8 protein-coding genes are annotated in these 21,445 nt (G+C 44.3%); 5 read left to right on the plus strand and 3 right to left on the minus strand.

Features of this window, described 5'->3' with window-relative positions:
- Positions 1-4 precede the first annotated feature (4 nt).
- Together NQ565_RS00220 and NQ565_RS00225 are read right to left on the minus strand one after the other, a co-directional pair.
- Positions 5-3,235 (minus strand): SusC/RagA family TonB-linked outer membrane protein, encoded by a 3,231-nt coding sequence (locus NQ565_RS00220; protein WP_370527567.1) that lies wholly within the window; start codon positions 3,233-3,235, stop codon positions 5-7.
- Between the two features lie 298 nt (positions 3,236-3,533).
- Positions 3,534-4,172, minus strand: a complete 639-nt coding sequence (locus NQ565_RS00225; protein ID WP_005657408.1) for an HU family DNA-binding protein — start codon at positions 4,170-4,172, stop codon at positions 3,534-3,536.
- 347 nt (positions 4,173-4,519) lie between these two features.
- Between NQ565_RS00225 and NQ565_RS00230 the strand changes: the two genes are divergently transcribed.
- From NQ565_RS00230 to NQ565_RS00240, 3 genes are all read left to right on the plus strand, one after another.
- Positions 4,520-5,722: a VapE domain-containing protein gene (locus NQ565_RS00230; protein ID WP_117741726.1), complete on the plus strand. Its 1,203-nt coding sequence runs from the start codon at positions 4,520-4,522 to the stop codon at positions 5,720-5,722.
- Between the two features lie 260 nt (positions 5,723-5,982).
- Positions 5,983-9,207 (plus strand): SusC/RagA family TonB-linked outer membrane protein, encoded by a 3,225-nt coding sequence (locus NQ565_RS00235; RefSeq protein ID WP_005657414.1) that lies wholly within the window; start codon positions 5,983-5,985, stop codon positions 9,205-9,207.
- Positions 9,208-9,228: 21 nt separating this feature from the next.
- A complete protein-coding gene (locus NQ565_RS00240; RefSeq protein WP_005657416.1) occupies positions 9,229-11,016 on the plus strand; it encodes a RagB/SusD family nutrient uptake outer membrane protein in 1,788 nt (595 codons plus the stop codon).
- A 273-nt stretch (positions 11,017-11,289) separates the two neighbouring features.
- Here NQ565_RS00240 and NQ565_RS00245 read toward each other — a convergent pair whose 3' ends face one another.
- On the minus strand, positions 11,290-15,762 hold the full coding sequence (locus NQ565_RS00245) for a hybrid sensor histidine kinase/response regulator transcription factor (RefSeq protein ID WP_040316255.1): 4,473 nt from the start codon (positions 15,760-15,762) through the stop codon (positions 11,290-11,292).
- Between the two features lie 77 nt (positions 15,763-15,839).
- Between NQ565_RS00245 and NQ565_RS00250 the strand changes: the two genes are divergently transcribed.
- Both NQ565_RS00250 and NQ565_RS00255 read left to right on the plus strand, forming a co-directional pair.
- Entirely contained in the window at positions 15,840-16,997 is a 1,158-nt protein-coding gene (locus NQ565_RS00250) for a dienelactone hydrolase family protein (protein WP_005657420.1), read from the plus strand.
- Positions 16,998-17,017: 20 nt separating this feature from the next.
- On the plus strand, positions 17,018-21,439 hold the full coding sequence (locus NQ565_RS00255; RefSeq protein WP_005657422.1) for a two-component regulator propeller domain-containing protein: 4,422 nt from the start codon (positions 17,018-17,020) through the stop codon (positions 21,437-21,439).
- Positions 21,440-21,445: the final 6 nt, after the last annotated feature.

Raw genomic sequence — 21,445 nt, forward strand, 5'->3', positions numbered from 1 at the left:
GGTTTTAGAATGTAATGTTAATGCCGCCTACAAACGTACGGCTCTTGGGATAAGCGGCATAGTCCACACCCGGTGTCATGGCGTTGCGCTTGCTGCTCACATCCACTTCAGGATCGGCTCCGCTATAGCTGGTCCAACAGAACAAGTTATATCCGGTCAGATAAACCCTTACATTCTGCAAGAATGCTTTCTTAACAAGGTGCTTAGGCAGCGAATAACCGATAGTAAGATTGTTCAGGCGCAAGAAAGAAGCATCCTCCACCGCATAATCTATTAACTGCATAGTAGAAGCAGCAGCCGGATTATACATATTGGCATTGGAATTGATTTCATTCAGGCGCAATCCGGCAGCTTGCATGTCACCATAATGATTCAAGACTGCGGTTGAAGAGCTGGCAAGATTCAAGCCTGTTTCCGGATCGATCCATGTATATCGGTTACCAAGACGGAAATCATTATTCAAGTTATAACCGGTCCTAGAGCCGGAACGGAAAGACGATGCCAGTTTTGTACCGTTGATAATCACATTGCCGGTAGAATAGTTAAAGAAGATATTCACATCCAACTCACCGGTGCGGCTATTGCCGAAACGCCCATTCAGCCCAAAACCGCCTACCCAAGGAGCTACAGTGTTTCCAAGACGCTGTTTCAAAGGATTTCCATTCTCATCGGTCTGTATTTTCAATCCGCCAGGATAGTAAGAACCTCCTGTTATCGTAGGGCTGTTATCTTTCATACCATCTTTCAGCACCCATTGTTTATCGCCCCATACCAATTCTCCGGTCGGATTGGTAACAGGATCATATACTGTATAATATCCATTGGTACGGAATCCCCATACTTCACCCAGACGTCCACCCTCTTCCACACGGAAATCTTCATATTTGGAAATAGTGCTTCCTGCCCAATTGCTACTCTGCCAAGGGCTGTCGGTGGTCAATTTGTCAATTCGGTTTCGGTTGTAGGCAACATTGGCAGTAAAGTTCAAGCTGAAGTTTTTCGTATCTACCAATACTGCATCCATCGACATTTCAATACCTTTATTCGAAGTCTGTCCAAAATTCTGATACTGATAAGAATAACCGGAGTTACCGGGTATCTCCGCCTTCATCAGCAAATCTCTGGTCGTATTCCAATATACATCTACCGAACCCGAAATACGATTGTTCCAAAAACCATAGTCAATACCCAAGTTACGGGTAACGGTAGTCTCCCATTTCAACTTTGGGTTATAAAGATAGGTCCCATGTTCCAACATAGGTGTACTGGTTCCATTGAAGAAAGGATTACGGGAATCATTGCCACTCAACGAGTAAGTAGTATAAAGAAGCCCTGAATTAATCCGGTTGTTACCAGCCGTACCAAAACTCAAACGCAATTTCAATGCAGACAACCAATCCTTTGTATTAGCCATAAACGCCTCATCGGAAATACGCCATGCCAATGCGGCAGAGGGGAAAACGCCCCAACGGTTTCCATCTCCAAACTTACTGGAACCATCGGCACGTACCGTTACCGTAAGCAAATACTTGTCCATCATCGTGTAATTGACACGCCCGAAGAATGAAAGCATGTTCTCTTCGGCAGAGATAGTAGACTGGTTCGGCAATGCCGTGCCGGCCCCCATATTGGCTTTCATATCCTCAAATCCCATTGTTGTAGGGAAATTTACAGATACATTCTCTATGGATTCCTCCATGCTGCTGCTCACTTCATGTCCCACGAGCACATTCAAACGGTCACGACCATCAAACATTTTCTTATTTTCGTAAGTAAGAGTATTGGCATTGCGCCAGTTCTTTGTCGTCTCACGCAGCAAATATGCCTGAGGACGTCCGTTATAACCATATTTAGAGTTACTTACAGCGTCAGTACCCCAATATTGTTCTGTATCTTCATATCTCCAACCATAACCAAATTCCGAGCGGAAAGTCCAGTTCTTAAACGGCTTCCAATTCAAACCGAAATTATAATTCTGACGGAAAGAATTGCGTCCTTTATTCGTTGCCAGCAAACGTTCCAAAGGCGTTTTCTGTAAAGCAGCATTGCTCTCCTCATCATCATCCGAACTATGAGACAAAGCATTGACCGGACGGAAAACCACCGCATTGGCTACAGTAGAATTAGCAGCATTGGACTCATTCGTATCAGCACCACCACTCAAACCCTCGATAGTAGAATAACTCAAACGCGCATTGAAGTCTAAAGTCAGCCATTTGTTCAGTTCCGACTTAAGCTTTGCATTGATATTATCTTTCTTAAAGCCTGAGCCAAGCATAATGCTTTTTTCTTCATTATGAGCATAACTTACACTGTAGGTCAATTGTTTGCTACCCCCGGCCACATTCACATTATATTGCTGCTGATTACCTGTTCGTCCGAATATCTCATCCTGATAGTCAATACCATCGATTGATTTCCAGATATCCATATCATTATAATTTCCGTAATCCAACGAACCGATTTCACGTTGATAAGCCACAAAATCATAAGGACTCATCACTTCGGTCATTTTAGTCACTTTCTTAAAACCGAACGAAGCGCCAAAATCCACTTGAACCTTTCCTTCTTTACCACTCTTGGTAGTAACGATAATTACACCATTAGCACCACGTGCACCGTAAATAGCTGTAGAAGAAGCATCTTTCAAGACATCAATACTCTGAATTTCAGACGGAGCAATGTCACTGATACTGGATACAGGAAAACCGTCTACTATATAAAGAGGTGAATTGTCTTGCGACAAAGAACCACCACCACGTATACGTATCTTAATATCCGCATCGGGAGAACCCTCCGTAGTAGTGATATTCACCCCCGCCATTTTACCGGTCAATGCTTCGGAAGCGCTAGATACCGGAATAGATGCAATATCCTGCGAACTGACGGAAGCTACGGAACCGGTCAGGTCTCGCTTATTCACCGTACCGTAACCAATGACAACAACTTCATCCAATAACTCGGAATCCTCTTCCAAAACCACATTCAGCAGTTTCTCTCCTTCATACTTCAGCTCTTTATTCTTAAAGCCGATATAGGTAAAAGAGAGGATATCGGACTTTTTCACGCCCGAAAGCGTAAAATCTCCGTCCACTCCAGTTATGGTACCGTTGGTGGTACCTTTTACCAAAACGTTGACACCAATCATCGGTTCACCGCTCTTGTCTTTCACGATGCCCTGCACCTGTCTTTCCTGTGCAAAGGAAATCAGGCAAAGCATGCTCATCATGAGCATCAAAGCAACTTTCTTTAGTCTTTGTTGATTATACATAAAAAGATGTGTTAAAAAAATAATGTTCTCCACGATATTTGTTCACGGGGCAAAATTCATTTTTTAAGTCACATCTCTTGTGTAGATTTTGACATAAAACTGCTAAAAATTGTTTTACCTGCTAAAAAACATCATAAGGATATATGCTTATATCCATCTGTCATTTATCTCTTTACCCTTCACATCTCCCTATCCATCAGCATTTGCGGGTGAAGCCTCTTTCCAAGCCTTCACCCGCAAATCCATAATAAAAGTCTAAAAATCATTTCCTGACAATCCTATCCCTGCTTATCCCGTAATATCCCTCCACAGGCACATATATCGGCTGCATAGGCAGCCCTATATTCCGTATTTTTCCTTCCAACTTCAATCTGCGGATATGTTCCATAGCCTTCGACCTCATAAATCCGCAAATCTGTTGGAAGTCTGCACGGGTCATCAGCTGATGGTCGGCAAAATAAGCACGGAGACACATGTCTATTTCCACGTCCGATAACTTACTGGAGTGTCCGTCATGCTTGATATTTTTAAGCTTTACAGCTCCTACTTCGTTCTTCAATGCCTGGTCGGCACGAAACTTGATACCTTTTAAGCGAACCTTGGTATTTTTGCGTTTCGTCTCTGCCGTCACCTCTTCTATACATTTCAGCGTAGGATGAAAATAGCCTATCCCGTCCAGATGCACTTGGCGTCCGTCGCCCAGTTCCTGCCCTAACACATGCGACAGTGCATCGAGCACAGCCGTTACATCCGTTTCCGTCAGCGAACAACGCTCCTGGATTTTACGCCTCACGTAGTCTGTCCCTACCTTTCCATTGTACGTAATGCGTGCATGGAGTTTTTTCTCATCCGGCCGGTTTGGTGGAACCGGATTCTCATACCATTCAAAATGAATTGCCATTGTGCAGTATTTATTTATATTGTGTAAATATAGTGTTTTCCTACGAGATAATCTATTTTTCCTTTAAGATAAACCGGTTACCGACAACAGTCAACAAAGCAGCCGACTGTTGTAAACAGAACAGCCAACAGTAATGAACAGAACGGTTGACTATAGTCAACACCCTATTTTGCAACGAGAGAAAAAGAATTATCTCACATTGAAAATACAATAACACAAGGTCTTTCCACATACTGTACCACCAATAAAAATAGTATAAGAAAGGCTTGCAAAAGGCTTCCTGCCGATAGTAACTTAGTGGCATGAACCCATTAATAAAAACAATGCATACCATGAAAAAAAGCATTATGAAATTTATCCTCTTTCTACTAAGAAACCGGAAGCATGACAAACCTGCCCGCGTGCAAAAATGTAACCTGACAGAACAGGTAAACCGCTTTTTGCAAAACAGTTACCTCTTCCGTTACAACCTGCTGACAGACGAAACCGAATACCGCCCCGCCAATGCCGCAGACAAAACGTTTGTCACCATCGGCAAACGGGAACTGAATACCCTATGCCTCGAAGCCCATGCCCGGGGAATTCTATGTTGGGACAAAGATATCAGCCGTTTTCTTTTCTCCAAACATGTACCTGAATATCATCCCTTCCTGCTTTATTTTGAACAGCTTCCCGTTTGGGATGGCATCGACCGGATAACCCGACTGGCCCAACGCATCTCGTCCGAATCATATTGGATAAACGGTTTCCATACATGGATGCTCGGTCTCACTGCCCAATGGACAGGACAGACCGGAAAGCATGCCAACAGCGTAGCTCCCCTACTCGTCAGCATCCGACAGGGCTGTCTGAAATCCACATTCTGCAAAAGTCTGATGCCCGACAGCCTGTCCCGCTACTATTCGGATGAAGTGGAGCTTACCTCACGGAGCAATGCCACCCGCAAAATGTCGGAAATGGGACTGCTGAACCTCGATGAATTCGATAAATATTCTCCAGGAAAAATACCGCTGCTCAAAAACCTGATGCAAATGGCGGATTTAAACCTTTGCAAGGCATACCAAAAGAATTTCCGTAACCTGCCCCGTATCGCTTCTTTCATCGGCACGAGCAACCGTTTCGACTTATTGTCCGACAACACCGGCAGCCGCCGTTTTCTCTGTGTAGAGGTAAAGGATAAAATTGATTGTACCTGCATTGAGCACAAGCAAATCTATGCACAACTGAAACAGGAACTTTCGGACGGAGCACGCTATTGGTTTTCGGCCGAAGAAGAGGAAGAGCTCCAAGAGCACAACCTCATCTTCCAGCACCGCAATCCGGCAGAAGAAGTACTACGCAGTTGTTTCCGTCCTGCAACATCCGAGGACCCAAAAGAAAAAATAAGAAATCTCTCCGCTGCCGACATCTTCAAAGAACTGAAAAAGCAAAACCCTGCCGCCATGAGGGGAAGCAACCCGAACAGTTTTTCGCAGCAGCTCGTGCCTGCCGGTTTTCTGCGAAAGCACGGACGCTATGGAAATTTCTATCCGGTAGTGTCTCTGACATAAAAAGATGAGGTGCTTATCTGTTATGGTCCTCCCAACAAAGGGTTCACCCGCAAAGCCTGATGAATAGGAAGATGTGAAGGGAGAAAGGAGAATATGTCACACGGACAGTCAGAGGATAACAGTTAATTTTTCCACAAAGAATATCAAAAAATACTATAATATTTACGATGTATCATGTATTTTTGTGCTCGATAACGGGTGAGAATACCTCATTACGATTATCAGCCTTACTACATTTAATAACTATAAAAAACAAACTTATGAATCTAAAAAGACTTGCAAAAAGAGCATTGGCTACTCTGTCGTTGAGTATGCTATGCTTAATCGCCTTTGCACAAGGTCACCAAATCTCAGGTACCGTAATCGACGGTACAGGTGAACCTATTATCGGTGCAAACGTATTGGAAGTAGGTACGACCAACGGTGTAATTACCGATATTGACGGTAATTTCAAACTCAGTGTACAGCCCAATGCAAAAATCCAGGTATCATTTATCGGTTATATCACGCAAACCGTTACAGTGGGCAGCCAAAAGAACATTAAGGTAACACTGAAAGAAGATGCGCAGGCATTGGATGAAGTGGTGGTGGTAGGTTACGGAACAATGAAGAAAACCGATGTGACAGGTTCCTTGGCTTCGGTTTCTGCCGATAAATTGGCCGCCCGTGGTGCGCTTCGCGTAGAAGATGCTCTGCAGGGATCTGTTCCGGGAGTCAACATCACGGCAACCAACAGTCGCGCCAATGGTAAATTCAGCATGCAAATCCGCGGTCAATCTTCCATTAACAATTCAAACGGTCCTCTTTACGTAGTGGATGGTATGGTAGTCTCTTCTATCGACTTTCTGAACTCCGAAGATATCGAACGTATCGATGTGCTGAAAGATGCTTCTTCCACAGCCATCTACGGTTCGCGTGCATCCGAAGGAGTGATTTTGATTACCACTAAAGGAGCCGGAGCCGGACAAAGCAAAGCCCAACCGGTAGAAATTACATACGATGGTTACTACGGTATCCGAAAAGTAGCCCGCATGCCCAAATTCATGGAGTCTACGGAATGGATGAACTACCGCTTTGCCAAATATACAACTTCAAGCGGTCCGGATGAAACGGGACATATCAAATATATAATCAAAGATGCAGACTTGCAGTCTGTATTCCAGAATGGCACTGAGTGGAAAGAGTCGCCTTTGTATGCACGGTGGATGAATAATGAAAGTTATGATTGGGCAGACCAGGTGTTGCAGACCGGTTCACAACAAAACCACTTCATCAGTGCAAGCGGTGCAAGCGAGAAAACATCCTACCGCTTGGGCGCTGGTTATCAAGGCGAAGAAAATGTTTTCAAGAAAAACAGCTATGACCGCTTCAACATCAAAGCTGCTTTCGACAGCAAATTATCTAAAGTAGTGGAAGCAGGTATGTCGGTCAATATGGTATACGATGTACAGGATGACTGGATTACCGATTCTTCCAATGCGTATTCTCCTTACAACAATGCTTTCTGGTTTGCTCCGGTCATTTCTCCGTGGGATGAAGACGGAAACCTGTTGGCCAGACCAGCAAAAGTGGGCAATATGTCTTTAACATCTACTCCGTCTCCATTGGTTGATTTGGATATCGATGCTTACGAAAACCAGACCCGCAAATTCCATGTGTTCGGTAATGCTTATCTCCGCTTCAATCTTATGAAAGGACTGAAATTCACAACGACTTTCTCTCCCAACTTCTACCATGGACGTCAAGGTATCTTCATGGGTACCGGCGTTTCGGACAAATATCCTGACGGAACGGCATATTACCAGAATAAAAAGCAAAACTATGCATCGGTTGTCAACACAGACCGGATGGACTGGACATGGGATAACCAGATTGATTTCACCAAGACCTGGGGCAATCACCGCTTGGGAGCTATGGGATTGTTCTCCATGTATAGAACAGACAAAGAGACTTATACCCAATCCGTTACCGATATATCAGACGACAGATTGTCTTATCATGCCATGGAAAAAGGTGCCAAAAACCAGGCTACCAAGTCCTCGTATACCGAATCGTCCATGGTTTCCGTAGCTGCCCGCCTGAACTACGCCTACAAAGAACGTTACATGGCCACAGTTACCGTACGTGCCGATGCCTCTTCACGCTTCGCAAAAGGCAACCGCTGGGGATGGTTCCCCTCTGCCGCCCTGGCATGGAGAATGTCTGAAGAAGATTTCCTGAAAGATGTGGAATGGTTGGATAATCTGAAACTTCGCCTGTCCTATGGTATTACCGGTAACAATAATGTAGGAGATTATGCTACAAGCTATTACACATCGGGACCGTCTTATGCTGTAATCGGCGGTAATGAATTCCAAGGTTATTACGGTAACGGAATCATTGACCAAGCCCTGATGTGGGAGAAAATCAAGGAATTCAACTTCGGTGTGGACTTTGCCGTATTGCAGAACCGGATCAATATAACGGCAGATGCTTATCGCCGCCTTGCCGACGGACAAATCATGAAATCGACAGTGCCTTTGGAAACCGGAGAAAGCAGTCTGACAACCAACATTGGCTCTGTTCAGAACGCCGGTATTGAGTTGGGCGTCAACTTCGGAGTTATACGCAACCAGAACTTTACATGGGATGTCAATGTAGCATTCGCACGCAACTGGAGTAAAATCAAAGAATTGCCGAGCGGAGACGATGTCAGCAACAACTGGTTCATAGGCGAACGCCTGAATGTACTGCGCGACTACACCTATGCAGGTGTAATTACGGCGGACGGAGTCACGATGCACACTATCAATGGAGACAAACACTATACATTACAGGAAGTGTACGACAAATATGGTCCCAAGAGTCCCAATAAACTGAAATGGTACGAAGGCCAGATGGCTGTAAACGACTGGAACGATGATGGAAAAATCAATGACGAGGACAAGCAGATTTATGGATGCACCGACCCTAAATGGACCGGTAGCCTGAGCTCCACAATGACCTATAAAGGCTTCGACTTCTCGTTTATGCTTTACACCAAACAAGGACAATGGTCACGCAGTTATTTCCACGAACAATACATGGATATCAGCGACCGTGGCCGTCAAAAGATGAGTTTCGATTACTATATCCCAGCAGGAACTCCGGTTTTGGACAAGGCAACAGGAGACATCACTTACTTGGAAACACCGCATATGGGTGCTTACCCCTATCCTAACAATTATGAAAAAACCGGTGGCGGTTACTTCAGTAAAAGCAGCTCGGGAGTAAGATACCAAAAAACGTCTTTTGTAAAGGTTAAAAACATCACTTTAGGTTATACTTTCCCGAAGAAGTGGATGAGCAAAATAGCCGTTAAACATTTACGCCTTTACGTAAACGTACTTAATCCGTTCTGCTTCACCGGCTACGATGGTTTCGATCCGGAATGGGCAAGCGCAAACCTGACTGACGGCGGACCGGCTTCCGTAACCTACCAGATTGGTGCAAATATCAAATTCTAACCAGTAAAACATATAAGTAATATGAAACTATATAAAAAACTATTATACACAATGTGCATGGCTGGCTCTATCACATTGACCGGCTGTGACGATTTCCTCACACCTGACAATAAAAGCGCGGTAAATGATGTGGAATATTTTACCACTTCTGCCGGTTTACAAGCTCTGACATACGATGCATACGCCCAACTGAAAAATATCTTTAACAGCAGTGATGTAACCGCTTATTTCAACTCCGGAACAGACTTGTATCAGGATGGACGCAATGATATCAGTGCAGCTCTTCACCGTTGGTCTAATTTTACTCCTGAAAATGGGACTGTAAAAAACTTCTATACGGATTGCTACGATGGAATACGTTCATGTCTTGCCATTCAGTACTATGCTGCACAATCAACGGTGAGTGAAGATATAAAACAAAAAAACATTGATGAAGGCCGTTTCATCGAGTGTTTGTATTATTACTTGCTGGTCAATAACTTTGGTGGCGTTCCTTTAGTAACCGAATATGCCAAACAGGCCGGTGAAATCAAAGAACAGCCCCGTGCTACGGCAGAAGCAGTATATACGCATATCATCACAGAACTGACCAACATTATCGACAATAACAAATTGGTTGCTTCTTCTGCAACAAAAGGAGGAGGGGAAGCCAGCATAGAAGCCGTTAAGGCATTGCTGGCAAAAACTTACTTGTCTGCTGCATGGGACTTAAAGAAAGATGATTACTTTACCAAAGCGGCAGCCTATGCCGACGAAGTTATAGCCGGACGCAAACTGACAACCGAATTTGCCAAATTATGGGCAGCTGACCGCTCCGGAGATGACGATGAAGAGTTTATCTTCGATGTGGAATACGATGCAGAAAACCAGCATGACAAAAATGACGGTAATCGTTGGCAGAGTTTCTTTTCCAACTATTACGGGGGTAGTGAAGAAGGCATGAAAAATGGTAGTTCATCTTTCATACCTTACATGCATGCATTGAGAAATTTTGAAAAAGGAGACAAACGCTACGATGCAACTTTCATGAAGACCCTACTGGTCAAGAAAGAATGGGATATCAAGAACGGATTTAAAGATGAAAAAGGCAAGCCTATCGGCGACTATTTCTCTTTCTACAAAAATGGCGGTAAAGCTGACGGCAAAATGGTAGGAGTGTATTATCCGGCTTATTGGGAAAGTGACGCTGCTTCCGTTGCTGAGTGGCGTGCCAAAGACCCGGAAAACCGGAAAAACACATTTATCATTCCACAAAATGATAAGACAGCCAAAATGGAGCCAATGTCCACTTACGTAAAAGATCTGGCAGAATATCCGGACGGGGTTATTGCCAAATATGATTTTGACGATGCCTCCACGCAAAAACTCAGTTGGTCTGTACAGCCTTGCCGTAAATTTGACGATAGCCAAACCGCTGACTATAATGCCGGAAAGAGTTTCCGCGACCTCCACGTAATCACACTGCCGGAAATGTTTTTCGTAGCAGCCGAAGCTTACTACAAATTGAATGATCCCAAAGCCTTGGAGCGTTTGAATGTTGTACGTGAACGCGCCGGTTTAACAGCTGAAAATAATATTGATTTGGACATCATATTGAAAGAGTCGGCCTGCGAAATGTTTGGAAACGGTTATCGTCGTATGGACCTTCGTCGTACCGGTAAATTGGTTGAATACAACAACAAATACAATCCGCATATGATAGGTACAGCCGCTGCTACCATAGGAGAAAAATTATTATGGCCTATCCCACAAGCAGCTATCGATGCCAACGGCCAGTTGAGTATGGAAGACCAAAATCCCGGATATTGATTATTGCTTCCGTTTTCTGAATAATATTCACTAAAAGAAAGATGAATTCCGAAATTCTGATACTTCGGAATTCATCTTTCTCTTTTTACAGCTTACTCATCCTCTCCCCACAAATCCTTATCCGAAGGAGCCTTTTTTATATTCCAGGCTATTATCAAGCCAATAACCAGCAAGCATATCAAATATATAATCATAGACTTTGTTTAGTTTTCAAATAATTCAAATACAACAAGACTCCAATAGTTTATGTTCATTCTGAACACGAATAATGGTTTATTTCAGCACTTTATCCCGATACTCCGTGGGTGTCATTCCCTTTTTCTGCTTGAAACACTTACTGAAATAACGAGGGTCATTGATACCCACCATATAGGATATTTGCGTCATGGAATACTCACCGGTGGCTATCAACTGAGCTGCACGATTGATACGCATTTCCTTAATGAACTCGATAGGCGCCAGTCCGGTCAAGGTTTTCAACTTCTTGAAGAATACGGAACGGCTCACGGCAAGTTCCTGCACAAAATCATCTACAACCAAGTCACCGTTATCCATGTTCTTCTCCATCAGTTCTATAAGTTTATCCATAAACTTACGGTCGTTGGGAGACATTGCCGCAGATTTATCCGTTTGAGGATTATCCTGGACATTACCGATACTCTGTTCATCGGCAACAGCTGCAACCGCTCCTGCCTGCATCAAGTTCTGGCGGTACAAAGTTTGCAGTTTCTGCCGCTGGGCAAGCAAGTTCTTTACACGTGCTTTTAAATAGGTGGCGCTGAAAGGTTTGGTTATATAATCATCAGCACCGTACTCCAATCCTTCCAACTTACTTTCGATGGACGACTTCGCCGTAAGCAACACAATGGGAATATGGCTGGTAGTCATATCAGCACGCAATTCACGGGTCATGGCGATACCGTCTTTTTCCGGCATCATCACGTCGCTGATAATAATATCCGGCAGAAACTTCAACGCCTTATTCAGCCCCTCCATACCATTGGCAGCCTCTACAATGCGATACTCGGAAGCGAAGATGCTGCGCAGGAAAATACGCAGTTCGGAATTATCTTCTACCAGCAGCATCAAATCTTTGGATGCATCTCCACCGCCTTTTTCCTGAGAACCCGTTTCCGGTTGTGAAGACTGCGCATCTTCCGTATCCGCCGTTTGCCGGTGATAAGCCTCCAGACCAACTGTTATATCGTCCTGCATAAATTCCACCGATTCGTCATACTGCTCCTTGCCTTTCATAAAGTCTATCTTGAAGCAACTGCCTTCTCCCAACTTGCTATCTACCGTAATCAAAGCTTTGTGCATCTCCACCAGTTCTTTTACCAATGACAAACCGATGCCGGTGCTTGGATTGAACAAATTACGGTCTACCAGATTCTCAAAACGGACAAAAATAGATTTCTTCTTGTTCTCGGCAATGCCGATGCCCTGGTCCTGCACGCCAATAGAAACGGTTTCCTCGTCCTCATGGATAAAAACCTTTATCATTTTTCCATTCGGAGTATATTTGAAAGCATTGGAGAGCAAGTTGAAAATAATCTTTTCATATTTATCGACATCCACCCACAGATAAAGTTCGGGCTTTTCCGTCTCGAACAAGAAGTCAATGTGATGCTCCTCGGCCACTGAATCGAAATTCTCCATTATCTTGCGGGTAAAGGCCACTACATTGACACGCTGCACCTGCATCTTCATCTTTTTGTTCTGAATCTTACGGAAGTCGAGTATCTGATTGATGAGACGCAACATACGATTTGTGTTGCGCTCCACAACCTGTAGCTGTTCACGGGCATCCGCCGGCAGTTGCGTATGCTCCAGCACGTATTCCACCGGACCTGAAATCAGGGTTAAAGGAGTACGCAGTTCATGGGAAATATCTGTAAAGAAACGCAATTTCATATCTGTCATATGCTGTTCCACAACAACTTCGTGCTTCAGACGATAAATCGTAAACAAGATATAAACAGCCGTTATTATAATCAACAGAACAAACAGGACATACAGGAAATAGGCAAAAGGAGTCTCCCAAAAGGAAGGAAGCACTTCAATATCAAGCAAGCGCATGTTATCCGTCCATACTCCATCAGCATTGGTGGCACGTACCTTAAACACATAATGCCCTTTGGGCAGGTTGGTATAGGTGGCGGTACGCTGCTTGCCGACATAGTTCCAAGATTTCTCAAATCCCTCCAGAATATAGGCATACTGTATTCCGGCAGGTTCCGTATAGTCAAGTGCGGCAAAACGAATCGTGAAAATGTTTTCCTCGTGCGAGAGTTTCAATTCACGGGTATCATCCAAACTCTCTTTCAATATATTTTTTTCATCCGGCACAACGTCTTCATTGGCTATAAGCAATTTGGAAAACACTAACGGCGGTACATATGTGCTCTTCCTGATAGAATCGGGATTGAACAGTAAGACGCCGTTGCTCGTACCAAACAGCAAGTCTCCCCACGAAGTATAGGCCGATGCCGCTTCGCTGAAGCGGACATGAGGCGAGACATGACCGTCTGCATAGTTTTCAAAACGTTCTTCTTCAGGAATAAATTTGCTGATGCCGTTCTCCGTACTCATCCAAAGATTGCCCTTATTATCCTCACGTATGGAGAGCAATATATCCGAAGGCAATCCCTCGGCCACGCCATACGACTTGAATATTGCGTCGCCGGCAGCATCTATAGTCTGCAACTTATTCAACCCGCCGCCGAAAGTAACCAGATAAAGTTCGTTCTTCCGGGTAGACAGAATATAGTGCACATCGTTATTACTCAAGCTGTTTACATCGTTCTGCACACGTACATAGTGATGAAACACTGCATCTTCGGGCTTCTTAAAATCACTGTTTACCATTAATGCGCCGACTGTAGTGGCAATCCATATATTTCCGCGATGGTCACCTGTAACGAAGCGTACTTTATGGCAATTATCTATAGGGAAACCTTTCAGGTTGTTACGGTGGTTAACAAATATCTCCCGTCCGCCACGGTTATGGGTGAGGTAGTTGATTCCTCCTCCAAAAGTGGCAACCCAGATACGTCCTTTCACGTCCTCATAGACACAATATACATTGTTGTCACTCAGGCTGTAGATATCATCCCTACTATGGCAATAGCGGGTCAGTTTATAATGTCCTCCACCCTGAGGCCGGGCTTTTACCAATCCCTCACCCTTGGTGGCAATCCAAATGTTGTGCTTACTGTCTTGAAATATGCAATAAGTATTTCCCTTTAACGGTATCCCCGCATGTGATATCGTACCTGTCTCCGTGAAGTATCCCAGTTCCGTGCGATTCTTATCGTAAATCCTTATTTTGCCGTCTTTCAGTCCCACCCAAAGATTATGCTCCGTGTCTTCGCAAAGAGCACGCACCTCATTGCTCAATGATTCATACCGATGAGGTTCCGGCGTCATCATACTGAAAAAGGAAGAGCGGAAAGTGATTTTCTCCAGTCCCTTGGAATGGGTGCACATCCACAGATTGCCTTGCCTGTCGGAAAAAGCAGAATGGATTTTATTGGAAAAACGCCAGTCGGTATCCGAAAAGCCGTTATAGAAGGGACGCAGGCAATTAGCAGCCTTATCGAAACGCGAAAAACCTCCGCCATAGGGATGCACCCAAACAGAACCGAAAATATCTTCGTGCACGTGAAAAGCCGGACGGGAACGGTCGGTAGATGTAGGCTCTACCGGGATTACTTCCGTTTTCAGCACTTTTGTCCTCGCATTAAAATGTGCAACGGTTCCCGCAATATCCTGCCCGAACCATACTTCCGAGTTTCTGTCTATATAAATGGAGTGAACAGGAGCACCCGGCAGACGGGAAGCCGGATAATGAACAGTTGTCTTAGCGGACGCATTGTAAGTAAAAAAGCCGTCTGTCTCTGTAACCATTATCAGATTATGTTCGTCAATCTTTCCTACAGCCACGATATGTGAGGCACAAGGCAACTGCAATAACAGAAACCGGCCGTTTTTCTTCTGATAACGCCATACGCGTCCGCTATCCGACCCGAAAAAGATTTCATTTCCACATTCCTGGGCTGTATAAAAAATTTGGCCGCCTTTCTCTTTCTTCAATGTTTTCTCTACGAAAAAGGACGTAAGGGCACCACTTCCGGCAGCAAGCATCCCCAGCCCGTTGTCAGTCAGCATCCACTCATTTCCGGAAGCATCCTCATAAACATCATATACGCGTGCGGCCGGGAACAAACCGTTATCAGCTGAATACATCTCTGGCGAAAGGCGAAAACTCTCCGGATCGGTCTTGAGGCGGATAGCCCCTTCTTCCTCCGAAAGCAACCAGACCGAACCGCAAGGCAATACCTTGATTGAAGTTACCACAAACCGGCTTCCTTCTTCTTTCATGGCAGGAACATGTTCAAATACTTCGGTACGGGGATTAAAACGCCAAGCCTGATTGTCGTAAGTGAGCAGCCACAGAAAGCCGTACCGGTCTTCATACATATAGTCCACCCGGTTGTTTGTCAGGTTAATGCGGTTATCAAACTTTGCCTTATAAGTCCTGAAATCATACCCATCGAATTTATTGATGCCATCCCAAGTGGCAAACCACATATTTCCCTTTCTGTCTTGCAGAATATTCATGACAGTATTCTGCGAAAGTTCCTCTTCGGACGAATAATGGGTAAAGACACACTCCGGCTGTGCTCCGGACGGTAACGCAAATACAAACAATAAGCCTATGACCAGATATAGAAGTTTTCTCATAACATATTCGTTCTGTGGGGTAAAGATACGCATTTCGCCGAAAATATCGTATATTTGTCATTATTTTAAATACCACTATGAAACCAAGCGTTATACTTTATGCTGTTTTCCTTACCGTAAGTCTGGGTATAAAGGCTCAACAAGTTGATACGGTAAGTTATGAAGTGACAAAAAACATGCCCGTTTTCTACGAGCAACTGAAACAGCAACTTACCTATCCCGCAGCATGGGGAAAGTCTACCACAAAAGACTTCGGGAAATGGAGAATCGAAACACGAAATGTAGTGATGGAGTGCATGCAGAATCTGCCACCTGCTCCCGCGAAATACGATATGTCTGTCGTCGGAACAGAGCAGCGGGCGGGATATGAAGCCCGCAAGATATGGTTTAATGTTTCGGAATGGTCCCGCATACCGGCTTATTTATTGGTTCCTGACGGAAAAGGGCCTTTTCCGGCTGTGATAATGCTGCACGATCATGGAGCACACTTTTCCATCGGCAAAGAGAAAATGGTACGTCCTTTCGGGGTCTCACCGGAAATATCGGCTGATGCCGAAGATTGGGTGGTCCGTTGTTACGACGGACAATATACCGGAGATTACTTTGCACAAAACGGTTACGTAGTACTGTCTATTGACGCCCTGTTTTGGGGAGAACGCGGACGAAAGGAAGGAGTAAGTTATGACGGACAGCAGGCACTGGTTTCCAATTTCATGCAAATGGGAGCATCCTGGGGGGCTTTTATCAACATGGATGATGTGCGTAGTGCCGAGTTTCTGGCTTCACTGCCAATGGTAGATAAAAACAGGGTCGGTTGTTTGGGATTCTCTATGGGAGCCTACCGTTCCTGGATGCTGGCTGCGCTGACTGATTGTGTAAAAGCATCCGCTTCCATCTGCTGGATGAATACCACAGAGCATCTGATGACGCTGACTAATAATCAGAATAAGGGCGGTTCCGCCTTTTCAATGCTGATACCCGGCCTACGCCGCTACCTCGATTACCCGCACGTGGCAAGCATTGCATGTCCCAAACCAACCTTATTCTTCAATGGTACCCAAGACAAACTATTCCCTGTAGAAGGAGTAAAAGATGCCTATAGCATCATGCAGTCTGTTTGGCAGAGCCAGGAAGTCTCCGACCGTCTGGTTACTAAAATATGGGAAGAGAAGCACTTTTTCAATAAAGAGATGCAACGGGAAACTTTGGAGTTCTTTAATAAATGGTTGAAATAAATCTCGTTTGGAATCCAATCATGAAACGAATCGGAATACTATTCACTTTTTGTATACTCAGCATCACTGTATGTCTAGCGCAATTGCCACACACCTTTACACAATATACTTCTAAGGATGGACTTGCACAGAAAACCATACAGGGAATTATGCAAGACCATAAAGGAATTATGTGGTTCGCCACATGGGATGGACTTTATAAATTTGACGGATATACATTCAAGAACTATAAAGCACAACCGGGAGATAGTATCGGACTAAGCAACAACCGCCTGGACAACATAAAAGAGGATAAATACGGCTATATCTGGGTGCGAAGCTATGACCACCAGGTTTATCGGTTTAATCCAAGAACCGAACAATTTCAGGCAATTCCTTATGGAAACTATCTGTCTCAGGACATATATGTGCTTTCATGTGGAGATGTATGGGTAGTTACTGCACTCAATGAATTAATCCGCATAACCATTCAGCCCGACACCCGGGAAATGAAAGCTACCAATTTCTTCAAGTCTCATCAAATCTCATCTTCAGAACGAATTAACTCTATCTTTCAAGATAAGCAACAAAACCAGTGGATACTTACAGAAAACGGGTTATACAGGTTGAGCAAGGATAAGGAGGAAGAGCAACTATCCTCCTACTTCGTCTCTCCCTCAGCCAAGGATAAGCAACCCTTTTACGATGCATTAGAGAATGAGCATGCCATTTACTTTACCTCCAAACGAGGTTGGATGTACGAATACCACCCCGATAACGGTCAGTTTTCACGACAAGAATTCACCACCCACTCCTCTATAAAGTCTGTCCGGCAACTAAAGCACGATAAACTATTTATCGGTACAGCATCCGACGGCTTCTTCATTCACGACCTCAAGAACAAAAGTTTTCGCCATTACAACACCTCCACCTGCTCTTCATTAAGGGATAATCAGATAAAGGAAGCATATGTAGACTCCAACGGAGAAATCTGGATACGCCTGCAAACTAAAGGAGTAACACATTTCAACCCGGAAAACGAACAATTCGATTTCTTCATTCTAAAAGATAAATATGGGAAAGATATAGTTGATTCCCGCCCCGAGATGTATATCTATGAAGATATAAACGGAGCTTTATGGCTGCACCCCTCCGGCGGTGGATTTGCCTGGTATGACCGTAAAAACAATCGGATAAAGCCCTTTTATAACCCAGCTTTACAATCCGGATGGAGCTCCGACAATAAAGTCACCGCTATTTTCACTGATAAACAAGGTAATCTATGGTTGGGGTCATATGGAAACGGGCTGGAGAAAGTATCTTTCAATACCAACCACTTCCATCTTTTAACAGCCGCTCCGGATGATCCGGAATTTCCCGGCAGCAACATTCGTGCTATCTATCAAGACCGTGACGGATATCTATGGACCGGAAACAAAGATAAGATAGTGCGGGTTTACGACAAAGAACAACGCTACATAGGTAATCTTACAGCACAAGGAACCATTTCTCCCCACGCCACAGATGAGTTGGGCATTGCCTATGCCATCACGCAGGACCATGAAGGAACTATCTGGATTGGTACCAAAGGCAACGGGCTATTTGCAGCCACTCCCCAAAACAAACCATTGACCTATCGCCTGAAGCAATACACAGCCGATACTGACAACATATACAGTCTGAGTGGTAATGAAATCTATAGTTTGTATGAAGATAAACAGCAACGAATTTGGATTGCAACATTTGAGGGCGGAGTAAACTATCTGGAAAAAGGAGTGAATGAAGAATCCGCCCGGTTCATTAACTACCGGAACCGGTTAAAAAACTACCCCATTACCCAGTGTAACCGCACGCGCTTCATAACTTCTGATACCCAAGGCAATATCTGGATAGGTAGTGCCACAGGATTGCTGATGTGCGAAGGAGATTTCAGCGAACCGGAGAAGATCACTTTCCATCGCTATAGCCGCATACCGGGTAACCCGCAAAGCCTCAGCAATAATGATGTGCACAATATCTTTTTCACTCAAAAAGGAGAAATGTATGTGGCTACTTTTGGAGGTGGGCTGAACAGATTACTATCACTCAACAAAGAGCAGGCCACATTTAAAGCCTATACCATGAAGAATGGGCTTCCCTCAGACGTGTTATTATCCATCGAAGAAGATGCAGACGGCAATTTGTGGTGCGCCACCGAAGAAGAGCTTTGCAAGTTTATACCGGATACGGAGAAGATCACAAACTACCCTTCCAGAGTTTTTCCGAGACGAATTAATTTCAGCGAAGGAGCTGCGCTACGCACACATTCCGACTATCTGATGTTCAACACTGTGAAAGGTATCCTTTATTTCTTTCCAGATTCAATCCACACCAGCACTTATACTCCGCCAATCATTTTTACCCGCCTGCAGCAAGCGGAAAAGACGGTAACACCCGAAGAAGGCGGCATACTAATCACCCACATTGATGATACCCAACTCCTGACATTGCCACATGACAAGAATGGATTCAGTATTCAGTTTGCAGCGTTGGACATGAAATACCCTGATAACATTTCTTACTCCTACCAACTGGAAGGGTTCGAAAAAAACTGGAATGATATAGGGAACCAGCGCACCGCCACTTACACCAATCTTCCCAAAGGACATTATACCCTGAAAGTTCGCTCCACCAACAGTGACGGCGTATGGGTAGAAAATACACGCACATTGCATATCACTGTGCTCCCCTCTTTCTGGGAAACCCCTTGGGCGTATCTTCTCTATGTACTCTTCATCCTGTTAGTCATTTTCACAGCCGCCTATATTCTCTTTACCATTTTCAGGCTTAAGCATAAAGTCTCTGTCGAGCAAGAGATTTCAGATATCAAGCTACGTTTCTTTACGAACATCTCTCATGAACTGCGTACCCCGTTGACCCTGATTGCCGGTCCCATAGAGCACGTATTGCAACATGGTAAGCTAGATAATGAAGAAAGGGAACAATTGATGTTAGTGGAACGTAACACGAACCGCATGCTTCGCCTTGTCAATCAGATACTGGACTTCCGCAAAATCCAGAACAAGAAGATGAAAATGAGAGTGCAACAGATAGACCTTATCCCCTTCACCCGCCAGATTATGGAAAGCTTCAACAGGCTGGCAGACGAACATCAAATAGACTTTGGAATGACTACGCAAGTCTCCCAACTCAAAATATGGGCGGACCCGGATAAACTGGAGAAGATATTATTTAATCTGTTATCAAATGCATTCAAATATACGCCTCAGGGCAAGCAAATTAGAGTTATCGTGCAAGATGAAGAAGATGAAGTAATGATTGCGGTAGAAGACCAAGGCATTGGCATTGCCGAAAGCAAGCAGAAATCCCTATTCATCCGTTTTGAAAACCTAGTGGACAAGAACCTGTTCAATCAGGCCAGCACCGGCATCGGTCTTTCGCTCGTAAAAGAGCTGATTGATATGCATCACGGAACGATAAATATCCATAGTAAGCCCGGTGAAGGAAGTTGCTTTACGGTAAAACTCCCCAAAGGCAAGGAGCATTTCGACGAAACTGTTGAGTTCATCCTGACTGATTACACCATAACTGATGTTGCTCCGGGATACATGAATGCCTCACTAACCTCCCTTGCCGAAAGCGAAAGAGAGAAACTAAATAATGAAAAGGAGACCATCCTAATTGTAGAAGATAATCAAGAACTGCGCTTCTTCATCAAGACCATCTTCATCCAGCATTTCAATGTGATAGAAGCCGAAAATGGAATTATCGGATTGGAAAAGAGTAAGAAATACCTTCCGGATATTATTATCAGCGACGTGATGATGCCCGAGAAAGACGGCATTGAGATGGTGCGTGAGCTTCGCGAAGACATGAGCACCAGCCATATTCCTATCGTAATGCTTACAGCCAAGTCGACCATTGAGAGCAGAATAGAGGGTCTAGAATCAGGGGCGGATGATTATATTACAAAACCATTCAGCGCAGCTTACCTGAAAGCACGGATTTTCAATCTGATTGACCAGCGCAAGAAGTTGCAGGCATTGTTCTGTGCCAGCCTGTTACCCACATCCATCGAGCAACAGCCGGGCGAAGGAAAGGAAGCATCTCCTGCCCTCTCCCCAAACGACCGGAAATTTATGGATAAAGTAATGAAAACCATAGAAAAGCATCTAGATAACGGCAACCTCATGGTTGAGGATATTGCTAATGAAGTAAATATGAGCCGCTCCGTATTCTTTAAAAAGCTGAAAACACTGACCGGATTATCGCCCGTTGAGTTCCTAAAAGAAATACGTATGAAACGTGCCGCCCAACTGATAGAAACTGATGAATACAGCATGGCTCAGATAGCTTACATGGTGGGGCTTAATGATTCTCACTATTTCAGTAAATGCTTTAAGCAACAATATGGCATTACCCCAACTGAGTACAAAGAAAGCCGGAAGCCGAACATGGATTAACGGAAA

This window comes from Bacteroides stercoris ATCC 43183, from assembly GCF_025147325.1.
Lineage (GTDB): Bacteria > Bacteroidota > Bacteroidia > Bacteroidales > Bacteroidaceae > Bacteroides > Bacteroides stercoris.